Source organism: Frigidibacter sp. MR17.24 (assembly GCF_037095655.1).
Classification (GTDB): domain Bacteria; phylum Pseudomonadota; class Alphaproteobacteria; order Rhodobacterales; family Rhodobacteraceae; genus Frigidibacter.
This window is the reverse complement of record NZ_JBAWKE010000019.1, coordinates 1-20,162: the sequence shown is the minus strand read 5'-3', so window position 1 is coordinate 20,162 and position 20,162 is coordinate 1. Positions and strand designations below refer to the sequence as shown.

The following is a 20,162-nucleotide window of genomic DNA, read 5'->3' as shown; positions in this document are numbered from 1 at the left end:
CCCCCCCCGCCGCTAGGGGTAGGTCGCCTGCGGGATCGTGGTGACCGAGTTGCGGATCGACCGGTCGATGCCGGGGATCGCGCTGCCCGAGGAGGTCGTGGTGCGCGTCGTGCTGCGCGTCCGGGCCGGGGCGGTCGTCGTCGCCGGGGACGTCTCGGCCGTGGTGGCAGCCGTCGTGGTGGCGGTTGTCGCGGCGGGGGCCGCCGCGGTCGCCTTGGCGGTGCTCGCGGCCGGGCTTTGCGCGATGGCGGCGGCCTGCGCGGTCGCCTGGGCGCTGGCCGCGGGCACGGCCGCGCTGGCACCGCCCTGCCGCGGCAGCAGCGCGCGGGCGGCGACGGCCTCGGGGGTGAACCAGGCGCGGTTCTCGACCAGCCAGTCGTTGATCTGCCGCGCCGCCGAGGCCGCGAGGTTCTCCATCTGCTGGTCGCGGCCCTGCGTCAGGCCCGAGCCGATGATCGTGCGCCCGGTGAAGGGCTCGAAGACGGTGATGCGCTTGGGCTCGGCGTTGATGCGCCGCTGCGCGGTGTCGTCCCAGACGTTGACCGACAGCGCCAGCACCGACTTCGGGTTCACCAGAAGCGGGATCCCCGGATAGGCCAGCGCATAGCCGTCGACGTTGATGCCGAGGTGATAGAGCTTGTTGCCGTCGTACTGCCCGGTGCGCTTGGCGATCTCGGACTTCAGCAGCGCTTCCCAGTCCTCGCCGGTCGCCTCGCGCGAGGGTCCGACCTTCTGCATCTTCGAGGTCACGATGATCGTGTAGCCCAGCTGGAAGTCCCCGAACCGCTCTGGCGGTTTCGTCAGGTCCTCGCCCGAGCAGGCGGCCAGCAGCAGCAGGCAGGCGGCGAGGAACAGCTTCGGGCGGCGGCAAAACGGTCGGATCATGCGCGGCTTGGTCTCCCTTGACGGTCCAGCCATAGCGGCGATGGGCCCCGCTCGCAACGCCGGGCCTTGGGATGGGGTCCCTGCCCGCTATATCGTGACCCGAGAAGGAGCCCCGCGCATGGACATCGCCGCCCCCTCCCCTGCCTCTTCCGCCGCCGCCTCTGCCGCCGACGGCGACGGCTACCCGGCGCGCGTGCCGCTGGCGACCCGGCCGCTGGGCATCCTCGGCTCGCTCAAGGTCGCGCGGCGCAACCTGATCGAACTGATCCCCGAGATCGCGACGCGCCAGCCGATGGTCTCGGGGCGGACCGGCAAGCGGTGGCACATGGTGATGGACCCGGGCGCGCTGCGCCGGATCCTGAAGGACCGGATCGAGGACTATCCGAAATCGGACGTGACCAAGCTGATCCTCGGCCCCGCGATCGGCGAGAGCCTGTTCGTGGCCGAGGGCGCGCACTGGCGCTGGCAGCGCCGCGCCGCCGCGCCGGCCTTTTCGCATCGCAACGTCACCGCGCTGGGCCCGGTCATGACCCGCGCCGCCGAACACGCCGCCGAACGGCTTGCGGCGCAGTCTGGCCGCGCGGCGAACGTCTTCGACGAGATGGTCTCGGCCACGTTCGAGGTGATCGCCGACGTGACGCTCTCGGGCTCGGGCGCCGAGACCGGGGGCGCCTTCGACCGCGACGCGGTGCACAAGGGGATCGAGGCCTACATGGGCCAGACCGCCAAGACCTCGCTGCTCGACATCCTCGGTGCGCCGCCCTGGGTGCCGCGCCCGTCGCGGATGTTCGCCTCGACCGCCACGCGGTCGATGCGGGCGATGGCCGACGCGACGATCGAGGCGCGGGTCCGCTCGGGGCCGCGGCCACTGCCCGACCTGCTCGACCTGCTGCGCGAGGGGCAGGACAGCGAGACCGGCCGCCGGATGAGCACGCCCGAGCTGCGCGACAACCTGCTGACCTTCATCGTCGCCGGGCACGAGACGACGGCGCTGACCCTGGCCTGGGCGCTTTACCTGTGCGCCTTCGACCCCGGCGTGCAGGATGCCGCCCGGTCCGAGGCGCAGGCGGTGCTGGGCAGCCGCGCGGCCACCGCCGCGGACCTGCCCGCGCTGCCGCTGATCCGGCGCATCGTCGACGAGGCGCTGCGGCTCTATCCGCCCGCCGCGTTCCTGTCGCGCACCGCCAGGGCCCACGACAGGCTCTGCGGGCGCGAGGTGCGGCCGGGCGACACGGTGATCCTGCCGATCTACGCGCTGCACCGCCACCACCTGCTGTGGGACGATCCCCATGCCTTCCGCCCCGATCGGTTCGACGCGCCGGCCCACGACCGCTTCGCCTTCCTGCCCTTCGGCGACGGGCCGCGGGTCTGCATCGGGGCAAGCTTCGCGGTGCAGGAGGCGGTGATCATCCTCGCCACCCTGCTGGCCCGGCTGCGCTTCGCCACCGTCCCGCACCGCGCGCCGAAGCCGGTGCTGATCCTGACGCTGCGCCCCGAGGGCGGGGTCTGGCTGTCGGTCGAGCCCGCCTGACGCGGGGCCGCTCGGCGGAAATCCGCCCTCGGGCCGGGGTGCCCCTCACGTCGCGGCGCTTCGATGCAAATCTAGAGGGGTGAAGACCGTTCCAGTTTCCGGAGACCCGAGATGAGCCTGTTGAAGACCCTCGCCAAAGTCGCGATCGGTGTTGCCGCCGCGAAGGGCGTGAAGACGATGATGGACCAGCGCCGCCAGCCCTATGACCAGAGCCGCGGCCGCATCCAGTCGCGCCAGACCGGCCTCGGCGGGTTGCTCGACCGCGTCGGCCAGCGCGGCGGCGGGCTCGACCAGCTGATCGCGAAGGCGGGCGGTGCCGGCGGGCTGGGCGGCATCCTGGCCGGCGCCGGCCTCGGCGGGCTGCTGGGTGGCGGCGGCCAGGCGCGGGCCGGCGGCTTTGCCGCCAAGCTCGACCAGGCCCAGCGCCACGGCGGCGAGCCCGAACATGCCCCCACCCCCGAGGAGGAGGCCGTCGCCGCGCTCCTGCTGCGCGCGATGATCCAAGCCGCGAAATCCGACGGCCGCATCGACGGCGAGGAGCGGGCCCGCATCCTGTCCGAACTCGACGACGCCAGCCGCGAGGAGATGGACTTCCTGATGCGCGAGATGGAGGCGCCGATCGATGTCGAGGGGCTGGTCGCCGCCACCCCCGCCGGGCTCGAGCCCGAGGTCTATGCCGCGGCGCTGATGGCGATCGACGTCGACCACCCGGCCGAGATTTCGTACCTGCGGGCGCTTGCCCGCGGCCTGCAGCTGCGCGAGGCCGAGGTGAGCGAAATCCACCGCGAGGCCGGGCTGCCGCCGCTCGCCACGGCCTGAGGCGAAAGCCGGCGGCGGCGCCTGCCGGCTGTCACCTCGGCCCGACTGTCCATGAGGGCGCGCGCGCGGGGGCGGCGCCCCCTGTCCCTGCCGTCAGCGCGCCCAGCGGCTGACGAGAAAGGCCGCGGTATCGGCCAAGTGGCGGCGGTGCGACATCTGGATCCGGTCCGCCTTCTCGGCGATCCGCGACAGGTCGTCGGACAGCTTGGCCGCGTGCACCGGCGCGCCCGAGACCGCGCGCGACAGCTCGGCCAGCTCGAACTGCGAGCCGAGCATGTAGTCGCGACCGTCCAGCCGGACCGGGTTCAGGAACAGCAGGTTGTCGAAGGCCCGCCCGTCCCTGCGATGGTTCTTCAGCACCACCTGCAATTCCTCGCGGTGCTCGATCGCGTGGCGGATGTCGGCGCGCGCCTGCGCGTTCGCCGGCAGGTCGCCCGATTGAAGGAACCGGCAGTTGCGCCCCTGGACCTGCGACAGCGCAAAGCCGGTCAGCGCCTCGAACTTCGCATTGGCCAGCAGCAGCGGCGCATCGGGCGCATCAAGGTCGGCCAGCGTCAGCGCGACGGCCGAACGCTCGATGATCCCGCGGGCCTTGAGGAACCCGGCGTTCTCGATAGGCATATTCGCTATGTTCCTTAGGTTGACGCCCTCGGGCAGCAGGTTAGGTTAGCGCGCACGAGCCGTGCGAGAAAGGTTGAAATGTCCACGCCCGAGGAGCTTCAGGCCGCCGGCCCCCGCACGGACCGGCCTGTCATCGTGGGCGTGGGTGCCTCGGCCGGGGGACTGGAAGCCTTTCAGACCCTTCTTGCGACGCTGCGCCCGACCGACGATTTCGCGCTGATCCTGGTGCAGCATCTCGACCCCGAGCACGACAGCCTGCTGCCCGAGCTTCTGAGCAAGCGCACCCAGTTGCCGGTCCAGGCGATCACCGACGGCATGGAGGTCGAGGCCGCCAACGTCTACCTGATCCCGCCCGGCGTCGCCCTGCAGATCGAGGACGGCCGGCTGCGGCTGATCCCGTTCGAGGCGCCGCGCGGCCAGCGCCGGCCCATCGACCTGTTCTTCGAAAGCCTCGCCGCCGACCAGGGCATGAACTCTGCCGCGATCGTGCTGTCGGGCACCGGCAGCGACGGCAGCCAGGGCGTGCGCGCGGTCAAGGAGGGGGGCGGGCTCGTCTTCGCGCAGGCGCCGCAGGACGCCAAGTACGACGGCATGCCGCGCGCCGCGATCGCCACCTCGGCCACCGACATGGTGCTGCCGGCGGGCGAGATGATGTCGGTGCTGCGCGATTTCCACAGCCGCCAGACCGGCCTCGTGCCCGCGCTGGAAAGCGATGCCGAGTTCATCGGCAAGGTGGTGCGCAACGTGCGCTATCGCACCGGGCACGATTTCTCGGGCTACAAGAACGGCACGCTGCTGCGCCGCATCACGCTGCGGATGTCGGTGCTGGGCCTGACCGCCCCGGCCGAATACCTGCGCGAACTGGTGCAGAACCGCGACGAGGCCGCGCGGCTGTTTCGCGACCTGCTGATCAACGTCACCAGCTTCTTCCGCGATCTCGACAGCTTCGAGGCGCTGCGCGACCAGGTGATCCGGCCGCTTCTGGAAGGCAAGAACCCGGATGACGAGGTCCGGATCTGGGTTCCCGGCTGCTCGACCGGACAGGAGGCCTACACGCTGGCGATCCTGTTCTCGGAGGAGATGGCGCGGTCGGATGCCAAGCCGCAGGTGTCGATCTTCGGCACCGACATCGACGACGAGGCCATCGCGCAGGCCCGCCGCGGCCATTTCCCGAATGCCATCGCCGGCGAGGTGCCGCAGCCCTGGCTCGACCGCTATTTCACCGCGACCCGGGCGGGCTATGACCTGCGCTCCGAGATCCGCGACATGGTCCGCTTCTCGGTCCAGAGCCTGATCAAGGATCCGCCCTTCTCGAAGCTCGACCTGGTCACCTGTCGCAACCTGCTGATCTATTTCGACAGCGATCTGCAGGACCTGTCGATGCGGGTGTTCCAGTACGCGCTGACGCCCGGCAGCTACCTGATGCTGGGATCGAGCGAGGCCGCGCCGATCGACGGCGACGGGTTCACGCCGATCTCGTCCGAGCACCGGATCTACCGGCGCACCGCCGCGCCCGCGCGCCCGCTCGACCTGCCGCGCAGCTTCCGCCCCGCCCGCGACGGCCGGCGCAAGAAGGACGACGCCGAGAACACACTGCCGATGCCGGTGCCGGTCGCGCAGGCGCTGCTGTCGCGCCATGCCCCGCCCTACATGGTGCTGCGCGACGACGACATCGAACTGGTGGGCCCGGGCGCAGAGCGCTTCGTGCGGATGCAGACCGGCCGCCCCAGCCTGGGCGCGCGGTCGCTGATCCTGCCCGATCTCGAACCCGCGCTGAAGCGTCTGCTGACCGGGCTGTCGCTGTCGGGCGCGCCCTACCGCAAGATCGAGGTCGAGCTGCCGGGCCACGGCGGCCCCGGCGAACGGCTGGAGATCGGCGCCGAGGTGCTGCCGACCGGCGAGCGGGTGATCACCTTCGTCACCGTCGCCCCCGCGCACGAGGGCACCGTCGTCGCCCCGGCCGAGGACGGCACCGCGCGGATCTCGGTCGACGAGACCTATGTCAGCCAGCTGGAAGACGAGCTGGAGAACGCCCGCCACACGATCCGCACCACGGTCGAGGAGCTCGAGACATCGAACGAGGAGCTGAAAAGCTCCAACGAAGAGATGATGTCGATGAACGAGGAGCTGCAATCCGCGAACGAGGAGCTGTCGACCACCAACGACGAACTGCAGAGCAAGCTCAAGGAGCTGGCCGAGGTCAACGCCGACCTCGCCAACTTCATGGAGTCGACCCAGATCGCGACGGTCTTCCTCGACCGCGAGATGCGGCTGCGCAACTACACCCCCGAGGCGACGAGCTATTTCCGCTTCGCCGAGCAGGACCGGGGCCGCGACATCGCCGACATCGGGGCGCGGCTGGACATCGACCGCATCGTCGCGGCCTGCCGGCAGGTCGGGGCCACCGGCCAACCGCAGGAACTTGACGTCACCTCGGCCGACGGGGCCGACCTGTCGGTGCGCGTCGCTCCCTACCGCTCGGAAGGGCGTGGCGCCGGCGGGGTGGTGTTCTCGATCTTCGACGTGAGCAAGGTCGCGCGCTATGCCCGCGAAGCCGCGACCGCGCTGACCGAAGCGCGCGAGAGCGCCGACGAGGTCGAGGGGCTGTATCGCACCAGCCCGGCGGCGATGGGTCTGGTGGACGAGGACCTGCAGTTCCTGCGCGCCAACCCGCAGCTGGGCGCAATCACCGGGGTCGCGGCCGAGCGCCACCTGGGCACGCCCCTGCCCGAGGTCGCGCCGGCGCTGGCCGAGCTTGCGCCGGTGCTGCGCCAGGTCATGGCCAAGGGCGAGCCGCGACTGGGCCTGCTGGTGCACGGGCCGATCCCGGCCGAGGGGGTGCGGCGCAGCTGGCAGGTCGACGTCTATCCCGTGCGGCAGGCCGGCCGGCAGGCGGTGGGCTTCAACGTCACCGACGTGACCCAGCTGCTGGAGCTGCAGGCCGACCTGCGCCGGATCATGCGCGAGCTGCAGCACCGCGTGAAGAACATGCTGTCGAACGTCATCGCGCTGGTGAAGCGCGCCGGCCGCGAAGAGGGCGACGCGAAACAGATCTTCGACACGCTGACGGCCCGCATCCTCGCGCTGGCGAACACCCACCGACTGCTGACCGCCGAGAACTGGAGTTCGACCGCGCTCGCCGACCTGATCGACATGGAGCTGATCCGCGTCTACGGCCGCGAGCGGCTGGAGCTGCGCGGCCCGCCGATCCGGCTGAACGCGCGCGCGACGCTGGCGATCGGCATGGTGCTGCACGAGCTGTCGACCAATGCCGCGAAATACGGCGCGCTCTCGCGCCCCGAGGGCCGCGTCTCGGTGCGCTGGAGCCGGGTCGACGATGGCGACGGCGAGATGTTCGTGCTGCGCTGGACCGAGCGCGGCGGGCCCGCCGTGACCGAACCGGACCGGCGCGGCTTCGGCTCGCAGCTGGTGGAATCGATGATCACCGGATCCCTCGGCGGAAATCTGCGCACCGAGTGGGAACCCGAGGGGCTCGGCGCGGTTATCGAAGTCGCATGGGACGTGGCAACGGAAGTGGACTATGACAGCGATGCGGATCCTCTCGGACATGCGGATCCTTTACCTGGAAGATGAGGCGATCATCGCGCTCGAGACCGCGGACATCCTGCGCGACATCGGGTTCGTTGACGTCCGCGTGGCCTATTCTCTCGACGGCGTGACCAAGGCGCTCGGCGACGACGCGCCGGACGTGGCGCTTCTGGACATCAACCTCGGGCACGGACGCACCTCGTTCGACCTCGGCCGCTCGCTGGTCGAGAAGGGCGTCCCGGTGGTCTACGCGACCGGCTATTCGGCCAGCTCGCTTCCCGGCGACCTCGACGCGATGGTGATCGAAAAGCCCCTGTCTTCGCAGGTGCTGGAACGCGCGCTGCGCGCGGCGCTGGGCGTGGACGAACCGCGCCAGGCGGCCGCGGGACGCTAAGCGCCGGCGTCCCCGGCGGGGACGGCGGACACCGTGACCGGACGAGGGGAAGACGGCATCCATGAAGAAGCTGCAGCGCCAGACGCGCGGCACGGCGATCCTGCTCTCGGCGGGCGCCCTGATCCTGCTGTCGCTCGCGTCAGCCTCGACCCTCATCAGCTTCCGCTCCGAAAGCACCTTCGACACCATCGTGCGCGACCGCGAGGTCCGTCAGGTGGCCGGAGACCTGTTCTCGTCGCTGCAGGACATCGAGACCGGGCAGCGCGGCTTCATCATCACCGGTGATCCGGCCTTCCTGCAGCCCTACAACTCGGGCCTCGCGCGGATGCCCGCGCTGCGCGAGCGGCTGGGCGAACTGGTCGAGACCAACAGCCCCAATCCCGAGCAGTCCGAGCTGATCGACGCGCTGATCACCGAGCGTCTCGCGGTGGCGGGGCGTGCGCTTGACCTCGCGCGGGCGGGCGACCTTCCGGGCGCGCGGGCGCAGGTCGCCGGCGGCGAGGGCAAGGAGGTGATGGACGAGCTGCGCTTCCGCCTGGGCGAGATCATCGCCCGCGGCGACGCGCGCATCGACGGCGCGGTCGCGCGCCAGCTGCGGCTGTCGGGATGGATGAAGATCTTCACCGCGATCGGCACGCTGGCGCTGATGGCGCTGGTGGGCATGGCCTTCCGGGTGATGATGCGCCAGCTCAAGGCGCTGCGCGCCGCCGAGATCGAGCTGCAGCGCCTGAACGCCGGGCTTGAGGAACGCGTCGCCCAGCGCACCGAGGACCTGATCCGCGCCAACCAGGAAGTGCAGCGCTTCGCCTACATCGTCACCCATGACCTGCGCGCGCCGCTGGTCAACATCATGGGCTTCACCTCGGAACTGGAAGCCTCGCTGAAGCCGCTGCAGAACTACATCCTCGCCGATGGCGAGACGATCTCGCCCGACGACATCCAGGACGCGCGGCTCGCCGCCTCCGAGGACCTGCCCGAGGCGATCGGCTTCATCCGCGCCTCGACCCGGAAGATGGACGGGCTGATCAACGCGATCCTGAAGATCTCGCGCGATGGCCGGCGCGAGCTTCGCCCCGAGACGCTGGATCTCGCCGCGCTGGTCGGGACCGCTGCGGACAGCGTGGCGCACCAGGTGATGGACATGGGCGGCGAGGTCGAGATCGACATCAAGGCGCCCAACCCGGTCACGGACCGCATGTCGATCGAACAGGCGCTGGGCAATCTCGTCGACAACGCGGTCAAGTACGCAAGCCCCGACCGGCCGCTGCGGCTGTCGATCCGCGCCCGTCCCGAGGGCCGCCAGATGGTGCGGATCGAGGTGCAGGACAACGGCCGCGGCATCGAGAAATCCGACCACGAGCGGGTGTTCGAGCTGTTCCGCAGGTCCGGCCGGCAGGACAAGCCCGGCGAGGGAATCGGCCTTGCGCATGTTCGCAGCCTCGTGCGAAACCTCGGCGGCGAAATTACCGTCAGTTCGACCGCGGGCGAGGGATCGACCTTCGTGCTGCACGTGCCGACCGACCTGCGTCGGGTCATGGAAAAGGTGAAGTCATGAAAGCGCTGGGCCGTGAAGTCACCATCGTGATGGTCGAAGACGACGAGGGCCACGCCCGCCTGATCGAGAAGAACATCCGCCGCGCGGGCGTCAACAACGAGATCGTGCCCTTCGACCACGGCACCGCGGCGCTGGACTACATCCTTGGCCCCGACCGTTCGGGCGAGGTGTCCAAGAACCGCTACCTTCTGATCCTGCTGGATCTCAACCTGCCCGACATGACCGGGATCGACATCCTCGAGAAGGTCAAGGGCAACGAGAACACCAGGCACCTGCCGGTCGTGATCCTGACGACGACCGACGACGAGGTCGAGATCAAGCGCTGCTACGATCTGGGCGCGAACGTCTACATCACCAAGCCGGTCGAATACGAGAGCTTCGCGAACGCGATCCGCCAGCTCGGGCTGTTCTTCTCGGTCATGCAGGTGCCCTGACAAGGTGGCGGGCCGGGTGGCGACACGTGTCCTCTACGTCGACGACGACCCGATCCTCGCCCGCCTGGTCGAGAAGCGGCTGTCGCGCGAGGGATACGCGCTGCACCACGTCACCGACGCCGATGCGGCCGAACTTGCGCTGGCGCAGGGCGGCATCGGGGCCGTCGTGCTGGACCACTACCTCGTGCGCGGCACCGGGCTGGAGATCCTGAGGCGGCTGCGCGCCCAGGGCTCCGAGATCCCGGCGATCTACGTCACCGGCTCGAGCGAGGCGACCGTCGCCGTCGATGCGCTGAAGGCCGGGGCGGACGAATACGTCATCAAGTCGGCCGCCGACGATTTCGTCGCGCTTCTGCAGCGCGCCATCGGCGCCGCGATCGAGAAGGCCGAGCTGCGCGAGGCCCGCGCCCGCGCCGACGCCGAGACGCGCGCCGCGCGCGAACGCGCCGAGATGCTGCTGGCCGAGGTGCATCACCGCGTCGCCAACTCGCTGGCCATGGTGACCTCGCTGCTGCGGCTGCAGGCCTCGGCCAGCGGCTCGCCCGAGGTGAAGTCGGCCCTGGCCGAGGCGCAGAACCGCATCGCCGCCGTCGCCGGCGTGCACCGGGGCCTGTACCTGGGCGAGGACGTGCAGACGATCCTTGTGGATGCCTATCTTGATTCGCTGCTGCGTGATTTCGCCCGCACCCTGCCCGGCAACGTGCACATGGACATCGCGGCGCAGCCGCTCCGCATCTCGGCCGACCGGGCGGTGAACCTCGGGATCCTCGTATCCGAGCTTGCGACCAATGCCGCGAAATACGCCTGGCCCGACGGGCGCGATGGCCGATTGACGATCCGCATCGCCGAAACCGCGCCCGGACAGGCGAAACTCGCGGTCAGCGACGATGGCGTCGGCTTGTCCCCGGACGAGACCAAGGGCACCGGGCTGGGCCGGAAGCTGGTCGCCGCGATGGCAGAGCGCCTTGAAGGGACTGTCGAAATTCGTTCCGACAACACTGGAACCAGCGTCGACCTGAGCTTTCCGATCTGATATGAGATCGCCCGACACGCGATCGGAAGGCAGAAGGCTCCCCCCATGCGCGACGGCATTCTCTACGTGGCCGCCGGGCCCGACTACCTCGACCTTGCCGAGCGTTCGGCGCGCAGTTTCCGCGCGCTGAACCCCGGTCTGGCGATCGACATCTTCACCGACGGCACGCCCGAGCCCGGCCTGTTCGACCGGGTCGAGCCCATCCCGGCCGGCGCCACCGCCAAGCTGGCCTCGCTGCCCGAAAGCCGGTTCGAGCGCACACTGTACCTGGATTGCGACACGCTGGCGCTGGCGCCGCTGGGCGACATCTTCGCGCTGCTCGACCGGTTCGAGCTGGCGGTCGCGCATGACATGCGCCGCACCTCGGCCCTGATCCGCGAAGGCCATGCCGAGCGGCCGCCCTATGCCTTCCCGCAGATGAACTGCGGCGTGCTTCTGTACCGCCGCTCGCCGGCGGTGAGCCATTTCCTCGCCGACTGGCAGCGGCGCTATCTTGCCGCGGGCCGCAAGCGTGACCAGATCACCTTCCGGGACCAGCTCTGGGCCTCGGACCTGCGCTTCTATGTGCTGCCGCCGGAGTTCAACCTGCGCCGGGTGACGATGCTGGACGCCTGGGAGCCGCTGGACGCGCGCCCGACGATCCTGCATTCGCACCGGCTGGTGCAGCACCTGCGCGGCGCGGCCGAGCGGATTGAGGGCCTTGACCAGCTGCTGCCCGAGGAGCGGCTGGCGCTGGCGCAGGAATGGAAGGCGTTCCCGCAGGCCGAGGGGGCGCCGGCCGACCGGCGTTTCCACCTGGCCGAAGCGGCCGCGGGTGACGATGCGACCATCGGCGCCGACGGCGTCGCCCCTGTCGCATAATACGAGTGAACCGGTCACGCCGGTGATGCGTAAGCGTGTTTGTCTGTCGATCGGCACCCGCGGACCCGGCAAAAGCCGTCGCCCGCAGCCCTGCAAGAAATGCCCGCGGCGACGCGGATCCTGACGAGGACGTCGAATGAACCTTCCCGCCCCCACCCTGAGCCGTCGCACCACCGATCGCGCGCTGAGCGATGCGCTGGAGGTGCTGCGCGAATTCGCCGCCGAGGCGAGCCACGAGGACATGGCCCGGCTGCTGGCAGAGCTGCCGGCGCCGCTGGCCGCGCCGCGGGCGAACTACCCGCAGTTCAGCCGCGACTATCCCGAGGGTTTCCGCCCCGACGCCGGCTATCGCGCCACCCTGCCCGACCTTCAGAACGGCCCCGCCAGCCTGATCCGCGGCGCCGCGCGCCAGATCCAGCACGTCGGCATCTCGAACTTCCGTCTGCCGATCCGCTTCCACACCCGCGACGCGGGCGACCTGACGCTCGAGACCGCGGTGACCGGCTCGGTCAGCCTCGAGGCGGACAAGAAGGGCATCAACATGAGCCGCATCATGCGCTCGTTCTATGCCCATGCCGAACGCAGCTTCAGCTTCGAGACGATCGAGGGCGCGCTCGACGACTACAAGACCGACCTGGAAAGCTTCGACGCGCGGATCCAGATGCGGTTCTCGTTCCCGATGCGGGTGAAGTCGCTGCGCTCGGGGCTGTCGGGCTTCCAGTACTACAACTTCGCGCTGGAGCTGGTCGACGCGGCCGGGCTGCGCAAGAAGATCATGCATCTCGACTACGTCTACTCGTCGACCTGCCCCTGCTCGCTCGAACTGTCGGAACACGCCCGGCAGATGCGCAACCAGCTGGCCACCCCGCATTCGCAGCGCTCGGTCGCGCGCATCTCGGTCGAGGTGATCGAGGGGACCGACACGCTGTGGTTCGAGGACCTGGTCGAACTGGCCCGCGCCGCGGTGCCGACCGAGACGCAGGTGATGGTCAAGCGCGAGGACGAACAGGCCTTCGCCGAGCTGAACGCCGCGAACCCGATCTTCGTCGAGGACGCCGTAAGGTTGTTCGCGGCGCAGTTGCTGGCCGATCCGCGCATCGGCGACTTCCGGGTGATCGCCAGCCACCAGGAAAGCCTGCACAGCCACGATGCCGTCAGCCTGCTGACCGAGGGCGCGACCTTCGCCGCGGAAAGCCTTGATCCGAAACTGTTCGCCACCCTGCTGCACGCCGGCTGAGGCCGCGCACTCCTGGTACGGAGTTGTCACACCTCTCGGCGCGATCGCTCGTGCCTTCGCGGAAGGGTTCCATTTCCGCTGTGATGACTTAACGGTTGCGTATAGAGTTCTCTTCGCAGCCGTTACACCGGCTTCAACCCAGGAATGCAGAGGAGCGGGCGGCCATGAAGGTGCTGCTGGCATCCGTGATCATGATCTGCGCGACAGCCATCCCCGCCTTTGCGGAGACGGTGCTGACCGTGATCACCCCGGAAGGCAAAACCGAACTGGACTGGGCGGCGCTTGACGCGTTGCCCGCCACGACGGTCAAGACGACCAATGACTACGTCGACGGCATCCACACCTTCACCGGTCCCCGGCTGAGCGAGATCTTCGGCGAGGGCAAGGTGAAGGAGGGCGACGAGATCCGCCTGACCGCGCTGAACGACTACGCGGTGACCTTGCCGGCCGACGACGCGCTCGACTATGCGGTGATCCTGGCGACGACCCAGGACGGCAAGCGGATGTCGGTGCGCGACAAGGGCCCGATCTGGGTGATCTACCCGATGAGCGAGCATCCCGACCTGCGGGCACCGGTCTACAACGACCGGCTGATCTGGCAGCTGTCCAAGGCGGAGCTGGTGCCGGCGAAATGATCCTGCGGTTCACAGCGGTCCGTTGGCTGGGCGTTGCGATCGTCCTGCTGGCGCTGATCCTGAACGGGATCGGGCTGTACCGCATCCAGTCCAGCCTCGACCAACTGTCCGACAGCCGCCGCGGCGGCGCGCTCTGGGCCGCGATGCAGCTGGAACTGGAATTCCTGCGGCTGGAACGCGCGCTGCTGGACTTCACCGGCGCGGGCGGCGAGATCACGCCCGACGAGGTGCGGCTGCGCTTCGACATCCTGTGGAGCCGCAACTCGATCGCGGCCAGCGGCACCGACGGCCGCCTCACCGTCTCGAGCCCCGACGCGGTCGCGACCCTGGCCGAGCTGGGCGACGCGCTGCAGCAGCAGGAGGCCGCCATCGGCGACCTCCAAGCCGGCGACACCGCCGCGGCGCGCAGCATCCTCGACGGCATCCGCGGCTTCAGCGGCCCGATCCACGACTACCTGCTCGCCGCCAAGAACGAGCAGTCCGATCTGGACGCCCTCAGCCGCGACCAGCTTCTGCTGATCTCGCGCATCATGGTGTTCCTGAGCTTCCTCGTCGGTGTCGCCTCGCTGATCGTGGTGGCGATGTTCTTCATCGACAGCCGCCGCCACCAGCAGGTCTCGGCGCAGAACGCGGGCCTGCTCGAGGCGTCGCGCGCCGCCTACAAGGCCAAGTCGCAGTTCCTGTCGACCGTCAGCCACGAGCTGCGCACGCCGCTGACCTCGATCAAGGGCTCGCTCGGGATCCTCAAGAGCGGCGTGCTGGGCGAGACCGCGCCCCGGGCGCAAAAGCTCGTGCACACGGCCTATGACAACACCGAGCGGCTGGTGCTGCTGATCAACGACATCCTCGACCTCGAGAAGTCCGAGACCGGCGTGCTGTCCTATCGCTTCGCGGCGCTGGACGCGGGCCAGCTGGTCGAACGCGCGATCGAGGCCTGCCGCGGCTACAAGGCCGAGCGCAAGGTGAAGCTGGCGGCCCAGATCGAGGGGCACGACCTGCTGGTGCGCGGCGACGACGGGCGCATGATGCAGGTGATGTCGAACCTGATCTCGAACGCGATCAAGTTCTCGAACCCCGAGGGCACGGTGACGGTCGCCGCCCGACGCCACGAGGGCCATATCGAGATCGCGGTGCGCGACGACGGCATCGGCATTTCCGAGCAGTTCCTGCCGCAGGTGTTCGAGAAGTTCACCCAGGAAGACAGCTCGGATACCCGCTCGGCCGGCGGCACCGGCCTGGGCCTGAGCATCACCAAGCGCATCGTCGAGGATCACGGCGGCCAGATCTCGGTCACGAGCACGCTGGGCCAGGGCACCACCTTCTTCGTGCGCCTGCCCGAGCTGGCCGCGGTCCAGGCGGACGCGGCGGCCTGAGGCGGCCTGAGGCTGCACCGGGCCGCCTTCCGACGAGCCCGCTGCCCCCTGCCCCGCGGGGCCGGGACCTGTCAGCGCAGGCCGATCTGCGACAGCGCCTCGAGCAGTTCGCGCGGCAGCGGCTCCTCGCGTTCGCGGCCCGGCACCAGGTCCTGCGGCGCCTCTTCGGCGGCAAGGTAGCGCCAGCCCTGGAACGGCCGGCGCGGCATCGGCTCGGTGCGGACCACGTCGCGGTCAAGCAGGATCGCGCAGCGCGAGATGCCGTCCTGCCCCTCGCGCGGCTCCAGCCCGACGATGCGCTGGCGCGCCAGCACCAGCCCCTTGAACACCCAGTAGAGCGATCCGCCCGCCAGCACCTCGTCGGCGCGCTTGGGCCACATCCGGGTGACATGCATCGCGGTGCCGTCGCCATAGCGGCTCTGCTGCCAGGCGATGAGATCCTCGACCGCCTCGGCCCCGACGCAGAGTTTCAGAAGATTGACATGTGCCATGCTGCGCCCCTTGCCCGGTTCCGTGCCCGGACCCCTGTCCCGAGGCACCGCAATCTAGCCGAACGCGGCGCCGGTGCAAGGCGGCGGCGCGGTCAGCAGAACCGGCATTCCATCGCCAGAAGCCGCGTCTCGCGGCCGGTCAGCAGCGGCAGCACCGCGGGCATGTCGCCCTCGGCAAGCTCGGGGAAGATCTGGCGGATCTCGGCCCAGGCGGCGGGCGACATGCCGCTGCGCAGCTGCGGACCCGGCAGCAGGCTTTCGGCCGGCAGGCCGTTGGCGATGACCACCGCGTGGCCGTCGCACATGAAGTGGCAATAGGTGACCTCGCCGCACTGCCGGTCGATCCAGATCCGGTCCCCGGCCAGCGATCCCACCGGTGCCAGCATCTGCTCGGCCCCGTACAGCAGCTCGACCTCGGGCCAGTCGACCATCACCCGGTGCTGGGGCGACAGCCGCAGCTCGCACCGCGGCAGGTCGCGCCCGAAGCAATGCGCGGGGATCACCACCGGGTGCAGGTCCTGCGCCGTCGCCGAGGCGAAATGGTCGAAGACGATGGTGCGCCGGCCGGTCCAGGTGACGCGCCGCACGCGGCCGTCGATGTCCAGCACTTCGTCCCCGGGGCGCAGGGTCTCGACCGCGCGGTCGCCCCGCGGCGTCAGGATCATGGTGCCGGCGACGAAGCAGGGCACGAAGTTCGGCAGCTCCGTCCCCACCGCGGGATCGATGTCGAAGGTCAGGTTGACCCCGGCCCCGGTCGGCAGCCCCTCGGGCAACAGGAAGAAGATCTGGCCGTCGACGCTGAAGATCGAGATGTCGCGGGCGTCGATCGTGACCGTGTTGCCGAAGACGTCGAGCCCCAGCAAAGACACCGTGCCGCTGCCGATGTAGGAGATCTCGCCCGAGGTCGATCCGCTGAAGGTCGCGCCGTCGCCCTGCTGCAGGGTGCCGTCGTCATCGGTGACCGTCCCGGTCTGCCCCGGACCGATGTCGTTGAGCACGTTGAGGTTTGTCGTCCCGCCCAGGCCCAGCGACGCAAGGTCGCCGCCATAGGCGTAGACGGTGACGTCGGACGTTCCCATTCATCATTCCTCCACTGCCGGCCGCGACCCCCTGTTCGGGCGCCGCCGCACCGCTCCTCCGTGGTTAATGATGAGTCCGAATGGGACAATTTTTAGGCGAGTTGTTAATCCAATATTCATCTTTAGTGCTGCGCCGCGGCGGTGCGCCTGCAGCGTGTCCACAGGAACGCGCGCCGAAGGTGACGACTCCGGTTGCCGGGAGGAGCCACAACCGCTAGTCTCTCGGCCCTGTGACATCCCCCAGATCGGGGGTCTCCCCCCTTCCGAATCCGATAGCCGTCGAGGACCGCATGACCCGTTTTCCTGCCGCGATTTCTGAACAGATCTGGGACATGAAGTACCGCCTCAAGGAGGCTGACGGCACGGCTCTGGACCTCACGGTCGAGGATACCTGGCGCCGAATCGCGCGCTCGCTCGCGTCGGTCGAGAAGGACACCGCCGGCTGGGAAGAGAAGTTCTACGGCGCGCTCGAGGACTTCAAATACCTGCCCGCCGGCCGCATCGTCGCCGGCGCCGGCACCGGCCGCACCGTGACGCTGTTCAACTGCTTCGTCATGGGCACGATCCCCGACAGCATGTCGGGCATCTTCGACATGCTGAAGGAAGCCGCGCTGACCATGCAGCAGGGCGGCGGCATCGGCTATGACTTCTCGACCATCCGCCCGCGCGGGGCCGAGGTGAAGGGCGTGGCCGCCGACGCCTCGGGCCCGCTGTCGTTCATGGACGTCTGGGACGCGATGTGCCGCACGATCATGTCCGCCGGCTCGCGCCGCGGCGCGATGATGGCGACGATGCGCTGCGATCACCCCGACATCGAGAATTTCATCGCCGCCAAGCAGGATTCGGCCCGGCTGCGGATGTTCAACCTCTCGGTCCTCGTCACCGATCCCTTCATGGAAGCGGTCAAGGCCGACGGCCCGTGGGATCTGAAGTTCGATGGCCGCGTCTATCACACGGTCAACGCGCGCGACCTGTGGAACAAGATCATGCAGGCGACCTACGACTTTGCCGAGCCGGGCGTGATCTTCATCGACCGCATCAACAAGATGAACAACCTCAACTATGTCGAGCAGATCGCGGCGACGAACCCCTGTGGCGAGCAGCCGCTGCCGCCCTACGGCGCCTGCCTGCTGGGCTCGATCAACCTCGCCCGGCTCGTGACCGAGCCCTTCACCGACGCGGCCGAGATCTCGGACGAGAAGCTCGATGAGCTGGTCGCGCTGGCGGTGCGGATGATGGACAACGTCGTCGACGCCTCGCGCTTCCCGCTGCCGCAGCAGGCGCTCGAGGCGCAGAACAAGCGCCGCATCGGCCTGGGCGTCACCGGCCTTGCCGACGCGCTGCTGATGCTGGGGCTGCGCTACGGTTCGGAAGAGGCCGCGCTGAAGACCGAGGACTGGATGAAGCGCATCGCGCGCGCCTCCTATCTCGCCTCGGTCGAACTGGCCAAGGAAAAGGGCGCCTTCCCGCTGTTCGATGCCGAGAAATACCTGGCCTCAGGCAACATGCTGCAGATGGACGATGACGTGCGCGAGGCGATCCGCACGCACGGCATCCGCAACGCGCTGCTGACCTCGATCGCGCCCACCGGCACCATCTCGCTCTATGCGGGCAACGTGTCCTCGGGGATCGAGCCCGTGTTCGCCTATGCCTACACCCGCAAGGTGCTGCAGAAGGACGGCTCGCGCACCGAAGAGGAAGTCGTCGACTACGCCGTGCAGATGTGGCGCGACCTCAAGGGCGACGCCCCCCTGCCCGACTATTTCGTCAACGCCCAGACCCTGCCGCCGCTCGACCATGTGCGGATGCAGGCGGCGGCGCAGAAATGGATCGACAGCTCGATCTCGAAGACGATCAACTGCCCCGAGGACATCGGCTTCGAGGCGTTCAAGGACGTCTACATGGCGGCTTGGGACCAGGGCTGCAAGGGCTGCACCACCTACCGCCCGAACGACGTCACCGGCTCGGTCCTCTCGGTCTCCTCGACCGAGGAGAAGGCGCCCGAGGTCGATACCGGCGCCGAGGTCGTCTACCTGACCGAGCCGCTGGACCGTCCGGCGGCGCTCGAGGGCTCGACCTACAAGGTCAAGTGGCCCGACAGCGAGCACGCGATCTACATCACCATCAACGACATCGTGCATGGCGGCCATCGCCGGCCCTTCGAGGTCTTCATCAACTCGAAGAACATGGAGCACTACGCCTGGACCGTCGCGCTCACGCGGATGATCTCGGCCGTGTTCCGCCGTGGCGGCGACGTGAGCTTCGTGGTCGAGGAGCTGAAGGCGGTCTTCGACCCCCGCGGCGGTGCCTGGATGCAGGGGCGCTACGTGCCCTCGATGCTGGCGGCGATCGGTGGCGTGATCGAGCGCCACATGGTGGCGACGGGCTTCCTTGCCGGCGAGGGCCAGGGGCTGAAGGCGGATCCGAAGGCGGTCGAGATGGCGGCCTGGGGCGGCACCGGCGGCGGCGGCGCGGCCGGCGCCTCGGCCGGTGCGCCTTCGGACGCGATGCAGCTGGCCGGCGCGGGCGAGGCGGTGTCCGGCGCGCCCAAGGGCAAGGCCTGCCCCTCCTGCGGTCAATACGCGATGCGCAAGATCGAGGGCTGCATGACCTGCGCGGACTGCGGCTTCTCGAAATGCGGCTGACCGGCGCGCGCACGACGTTGTGTGGCGTGCCACGCGACATGAGCTAACCGTCTCACACGGTCATTTTGACTGAGAAGATAGAAAAACGGCCTCGGAGAGTACCCGAGGCCGTTCGAATGTCTGGCTGTGGCGATACCGAGTGACCTGCCACGATTATTTTCCTCCGCCAGCGATTGGAGGCCTCGCCAACTCGAGGACGGACAGTGAACCGAACGAGATTCACGGACGAGCAGATCGGCACCGTGATCGGAGACGGCGCCTTTGGCGCAGGACGATGCTGTTGCGCTATCGCGAGACCTGTCCCTCCGCCAAAGGCGCGCAACGAGATGTCCAAGGCCACACAATGCTTGGGAAGGGCCGCCTGGACACGCTGGTCAGAACGCCACGCCCCATGTTGGATCGAAGCAAAGACAAAGTGCCTGAAAGCGTTTGGGGAGTGCATCGCCTCACGCGATCCCGAGCGCCAGACCGCCGAAGTCCAGATCCGCGTTGCCCTAAAGAAACGCTTCACTGCACTCGGCCTCACCGAAATCGAGCGCATGGCATGAAGTCAAAGCGGAAAGCGGCGCGGCCGGCAAATGCCTGACTTCGGCAACACTGCCCGATGGTGACCTAAAGGCTTTCAATCATGCCGGTTCCATCTTGCTGAGCCCTGTCCAGCCGAGTACAAGGCTCGCCAACGGACAGGTGGCCGAGTGGTCGAAGGCGCACGCCTGGAAAGTGTGTAGGCGGGGAACCGTCTCGAGGGTTCGAATCCCTCTCTGTCCGCCATTTCCTCACAAATCAGCATCCACAACTGGCAAGGCGCCTGCCTTTCCGTTGATTTTGTTCGACATTTATCGCCAACGCTGTCAGGTTCGACGGATCAAAATGTGGGTCAAATTGTGGGGTGGAAATTCTTATGGACGGCGGAACTAAGCCGACAGCGGGCGTTGTTGCTCTAATCGGCTGAAGGCCGATCTGTCCCTTTCCCGCTCGGTCTTCAGCTCACGGCAGTGATCTCGGCGGTGCCGAGGGTGT

General features: G+C 68.8%; 16 protein-coding genes, 1 tRNA gene and 1 pseudogene. 14 read left to right on the top strand and 4 right to left on the bottom strand.

Going from position 1 to position 20,162, the window contains the following annotated elements:
• Nucleotides 1-12: 12 nt before the first annotated feature.
• Nucleotides 13-885, bottom strand: a complete 873-nt coding sequence (locus tag V8J39_RS23235) for a hypothetical protein (RefSeq protein ID WP_336463364.1) — start codon at nucleotides 883-885, stop codon at nucleotides 13-15.
• A 118-nt stretch (nucleotides 886-1,003) separates the two neighbouring features.
• On the opposite strand from V8J39_RS23235, the gene V8J39_RS23230 reads away from it, so the two are divergent.
• Nucleotides 1,004-2,416: a cytochrome P450 gene (locus tag V8J39_RS23230; protein WP_336463363.1), complete on the top strand. Its 1,413-nt coding sequence runs from the start codon at nucleotides 1,004-1,006 to the stop codon at nucleotides 2,414-2,416.
• A gap of 111 nt (nucleotides 2,417-2,527) precedes the next feature.
• Entirely contained in the window at nucleotides 2,528-3,235 is a 708-nt protein-coding gene (locus tag V8J39_RS23225) for a tellurite resistance TerB family protein (protein WP_336463362.1), read from the top strand.
• A gap of 93 nt (nucleotides 3,236-3,328) precedes the next feature.
• On the opposite strand, the gene V8J39_RS23220 is transcribed toward V8J39_RS23225, so the two are convergent.
• A complete protein-coding gene (locus V8J39_RS23220) occupies nucleotides 3,329-3,856 on the bottom strand; it encodes a PAS domain-containing protein (protein WP_336463361.1) in 528 nt (175 codons plus the stop codon).
• Between the two features lie 78 nt (nucleotides 3,857-3,934).
• Between V8J39_RS23220 and V8J39_RS23215 the strand changes: the two genes are divergently transcribed.
• The 9 genes from V8J39_RS23215 (at nucleotide 3,935) to V8J39_RS23175 (ending at nucleotide 14,927) form a co-directional block, all read left to right on the top strand.
• Nucleotides 3,935-7,450 (top strand): chemotaxis protein CheB, encoded by a 3,516-nt coding sequence (locus V8J39_RS23215; RefSeq protein ID WP_336463360.1) that lies wholly within the window; start codon nucleotides 3,935-3,937, stop codon nucleotides 7,448-7,450.
• Entirely contained in the window at nucleotides 7,425-7,799 is a 375-nt protein-coding gene (locus V8J39_RS23210) for a response regulator (protein ID WP_336463359.1), read from the top strand. Before V8J39_RS23215 ends, V8J39_RS23210 begins: the two co-directional genes overlap by 26 nt.
• A 61-nt stretch (nucleotides 7,800-7,860) precedes the next feature.
• Entirely contained in the window at nucleotides 7,861-9,354 is a 1,494-nt protein-coding gene (locus V8J39_RS23205; protein WP_336463358.1) for a sensor histidine kinase, read from the top strand.
• Nucleotides 9,351-9,788 carry a response regulator gene (locus V8J39_RS23200; RefSeq protein ID WP_336463357.1) on the top strand — a complete coding sequence of 146 codons (438 nt, stop codon included), beginning with the start codon at nucleotides 9,351-9,353 and terminating at the stop codon, nucleotides 9,786-9,788. The genes V8J39_RS23205 and V8J39_RS23200 overlap by 4 nt, the downstream gene beginning before the upstream one ends.
• Nucleotides 9,789-9,804: 16 nt before the next feature.
• Nucleotides 9,805-10,821: a sensor histidine kinase gene (locus V8J39_RS23195; RefSeq protein WP_336463356.1), complete on the top strand. Its 1,017-nt coding sequence runs from the start codon at nucleotides 9,805-9,807 to the stop codon at nucleotides 10,819-10,821.
• A 45-nt stretch (nucleotides 10,822-10,866) separates the two neighbouring features.
• Nucleotides 10,867-11,682 carry a hypothetical protein gene (locus V8J39_RS23190; RefSeq protein WP_336463355.1) on the top strand — a complete coding sequence of 272 codons (816 nt, stop codon included), beginning with the start codon at nucleotides 10,867-10,869 and terminating at the stop codon, nucleotides 11,680-11,682.
• Nucleotides 11,683-11,818: 136 nt separating this feature from the next.
• On the top strand, nucleotides 11,819-12,919 hold the full coding sequence (gene folE2 / locus V8J39_RS23185; RefSeq protein WP_336463354.1) for a GTP cyclohydrolase FolE2: 1,101 nt from the start codon (nucleotides 11,819-11,821) through the stop codon (nucleotides 12,917-12,919).
• Between the two features lie 164 nt (nucleotides 12,920-13,083).
• Nucleotides 13,084-13,554: a hypothetical protein gene (locus tag V8J39_RS23180; RefSeq protein WP_336463353.1), complete on the top strand. Its 471-nt coding sequence runs from the start codon at nucleotides 13,084-13,086 to the stop codon at nucleotides 13,552-13,554.
• Complete coding sequence (locus V8J39_RS23175) at nucleotides 13,551-14,927, top strand: sensor histidine kinase (protein ID WP_336463352.1); 1,377 nt, start codon at nucleotides 13,551-13,553, stop codon at nucleotides 14,925-14,927. Before V8J39_RS23180 ends, V8J39_RS23175 begins: the two co-directional genes overlap by 4 nt.
• 71 nt (nucleotides 14,928-14,998) lie before the next feature.
• Here the strand turns inward: V8J39_RS23175 and V8J39_RS23170 are convergent, their stop codons facing one another.
• Both V8J39_RS23170 and V8J39_RS23165 read right to left on the bottom strand, forming a co-directional pair.
• A complete protein-coding gene (locus tag V8J39_RS23170) occupies nucleotides 14,999-15,418 on the bottom strand; it encodes a DUF1489 family protein (RefSeq protein WP_336463351.1) in 420 nt (139 codons plus the stop codon).
• Between the two features lie 92 nt (nucleotides 15,419-15,510).
• Nucleotides 15,511-16,497 carry a Hint domain-containing protein gene (locus V8J39_RS23165; protein WP_336463350.1) on the bottom strand — a complete coding sequence of 329 codons (987 nt, stop codon included), beginning with the start codon at nucleotides 16,495-16,497 and terminating at the stop codon, nucleotides 15,511-15,513.
• A 290-nt stretch (nucleotides 16,498-16,787) separates the two neighbouring features.
• Here V8J39_RS23165 and V8J39_RS23160 point away from each other — a divergent pair, with 290 nt between their 5' ends.
• The 3 genes and pseudogenes from V8J39_RS23160 (at nucleotide 16,788) to V8J39_RS23150 (ending at nucleotide 19,913) form a co-directional block, all read left to right on the top strand.
• Nucleotides 16,788-19,142 (top strand): adenosylcobalamin-dependent ribonucleoside-diphosphate reductase, encoded by a 2,355-nt coding sequence (locus V8J39_RS23160; protein WP_336463349.1) that lies wholly within the window; start codon nucleotides 16,788-16,790, stop codon nucleotides 19,140-19,142.
• Between the two features lie 224 nt (nucleotides 19,143-19,366).
• Nucleotides 19,367-19,690: pseudogene (locus V8J39_RS23155) on the top strand (IS5/IS1182 family transposase); the annotation flags it as partial.
• Between the two features lie 133 nt (nucleotides 19,691-19,823).
• Nucleotides 19,824-19,913, top strand: a tRNA-Ser gene (locus V8J39_RS23150).
• Nucleotides 19,914-20,162: the final 249 nt, after the last annotated feature.

Excerpts from the sequence above, each read along its gene's own strand:
- V8J39_RS23235 (WP_336463364.1), bottom strand. The coding sequence starts at position 885 with ATGATCCGACCGTTTTGCCGCCGCCCGAAGCTGTTCCTCGCCGCCTGC.
- V8J39_RS23230 (WP_336463363.1), top strand. The coding sequence starts at position 1,004 with ATGGACATCGCCGCCCCCTCCCCTGCCTCTTCCGCCGCCGCCTCTGCC.
- V8J39_RS23225 (WP_336463362.1), top strand. The coding sequence starts at position 2,528 with ATGAGCCTGTTGAAGACCCTCGCCAAAGTCGCGATCGGTGTTGCCGCC.
- V8J39_RS23220 (WP_336463361.1), bottom strand. The coding sequence starts at position 3,856 with ATGCCTATCGAGAACGCCGGGTTCCTCAAGGCCCGCGGGATCATCGAG.
- V8J39_RS23215 (WP_336463360.1), top strand. The coding sequence starts at position 3,935 with ATGTCCACGCCCGAGGAGCTTCAGGCCGCCGGCCCCCGCACGGACCGG.
- V8J39_RS23210 (WP_336463359.1), top strand. The coding sequence starts at position 7,425 with ATGCGGATCCTTTACCTGGAAGATGAGGCGATCATCGCGCTCGAGACC.
- V8J39_RS23205 (WP_336463358.1), top strand. The coding sequence starts at position 7,861 with ATGAAGAAGCTGCAGCGCCAGACGCGCGGCACGGCGATCCTGCTCTCG.
- V8J39_RS23200 (WP_336463357.1), top strand. The coding sequence starts at position 9,351 with ATGAAAGCGCTGGGCCGTGAAGTCACCATCGTGATGGTCGAAGACGAC.
- V8J39_RS23190 (WP_336463355.1), top strand. The coding sequence starts at position 10,867 with ATGCGCGACGGCATTCTCTACGTGGCCGCCGGGCCCGACTACCTCGAC.
- folE2 (WP_336463354.1), top strand. The coding sequence starts at position 11,819 with ATGAACCTTCCCGCCCCCACCCTGAGCCGTCGCACCACCGATCGCGCG.
- V8J39_RS23180 (WP_336463353.1), top strand. The coding sequence starts at position 13,084 with ATGAAGGTGCTGCTGGCATCCGTGATCATGATCTGCGCGACAGCCATC.
- V8J39_RS23175 (WP_336463352.1), top strand. The coding sequence starts at position 13,551 with ATGATCCTGCGGTTCACAGCGGTCCGTTGGCTGGGCGTTGCGATCGTC.
- V8J39_RS23170 (WP_336463351.1), bottom strand. The coding sequence starts at position 15,418 with ATGGCACATGTCAATCTTCTGAAACTCTGCGTCGGGGCCGAGGCGGTC.
- V8J39_RS23165 (WP_336463350.1), bottom strand. The coding sequence starts at position 16,497 with ATGGGAACGTCCGACGTCACCGTCTACGCCTATGGCGGCGACCTTGCG.
- V8J39_RS23160 (WP_336463349.1), top strand. The coding sequence starts at position 16,788 with ATGACCCGTTTTCCTGCCGCGATTTCTGAACAGATCTGGGACATGAAG.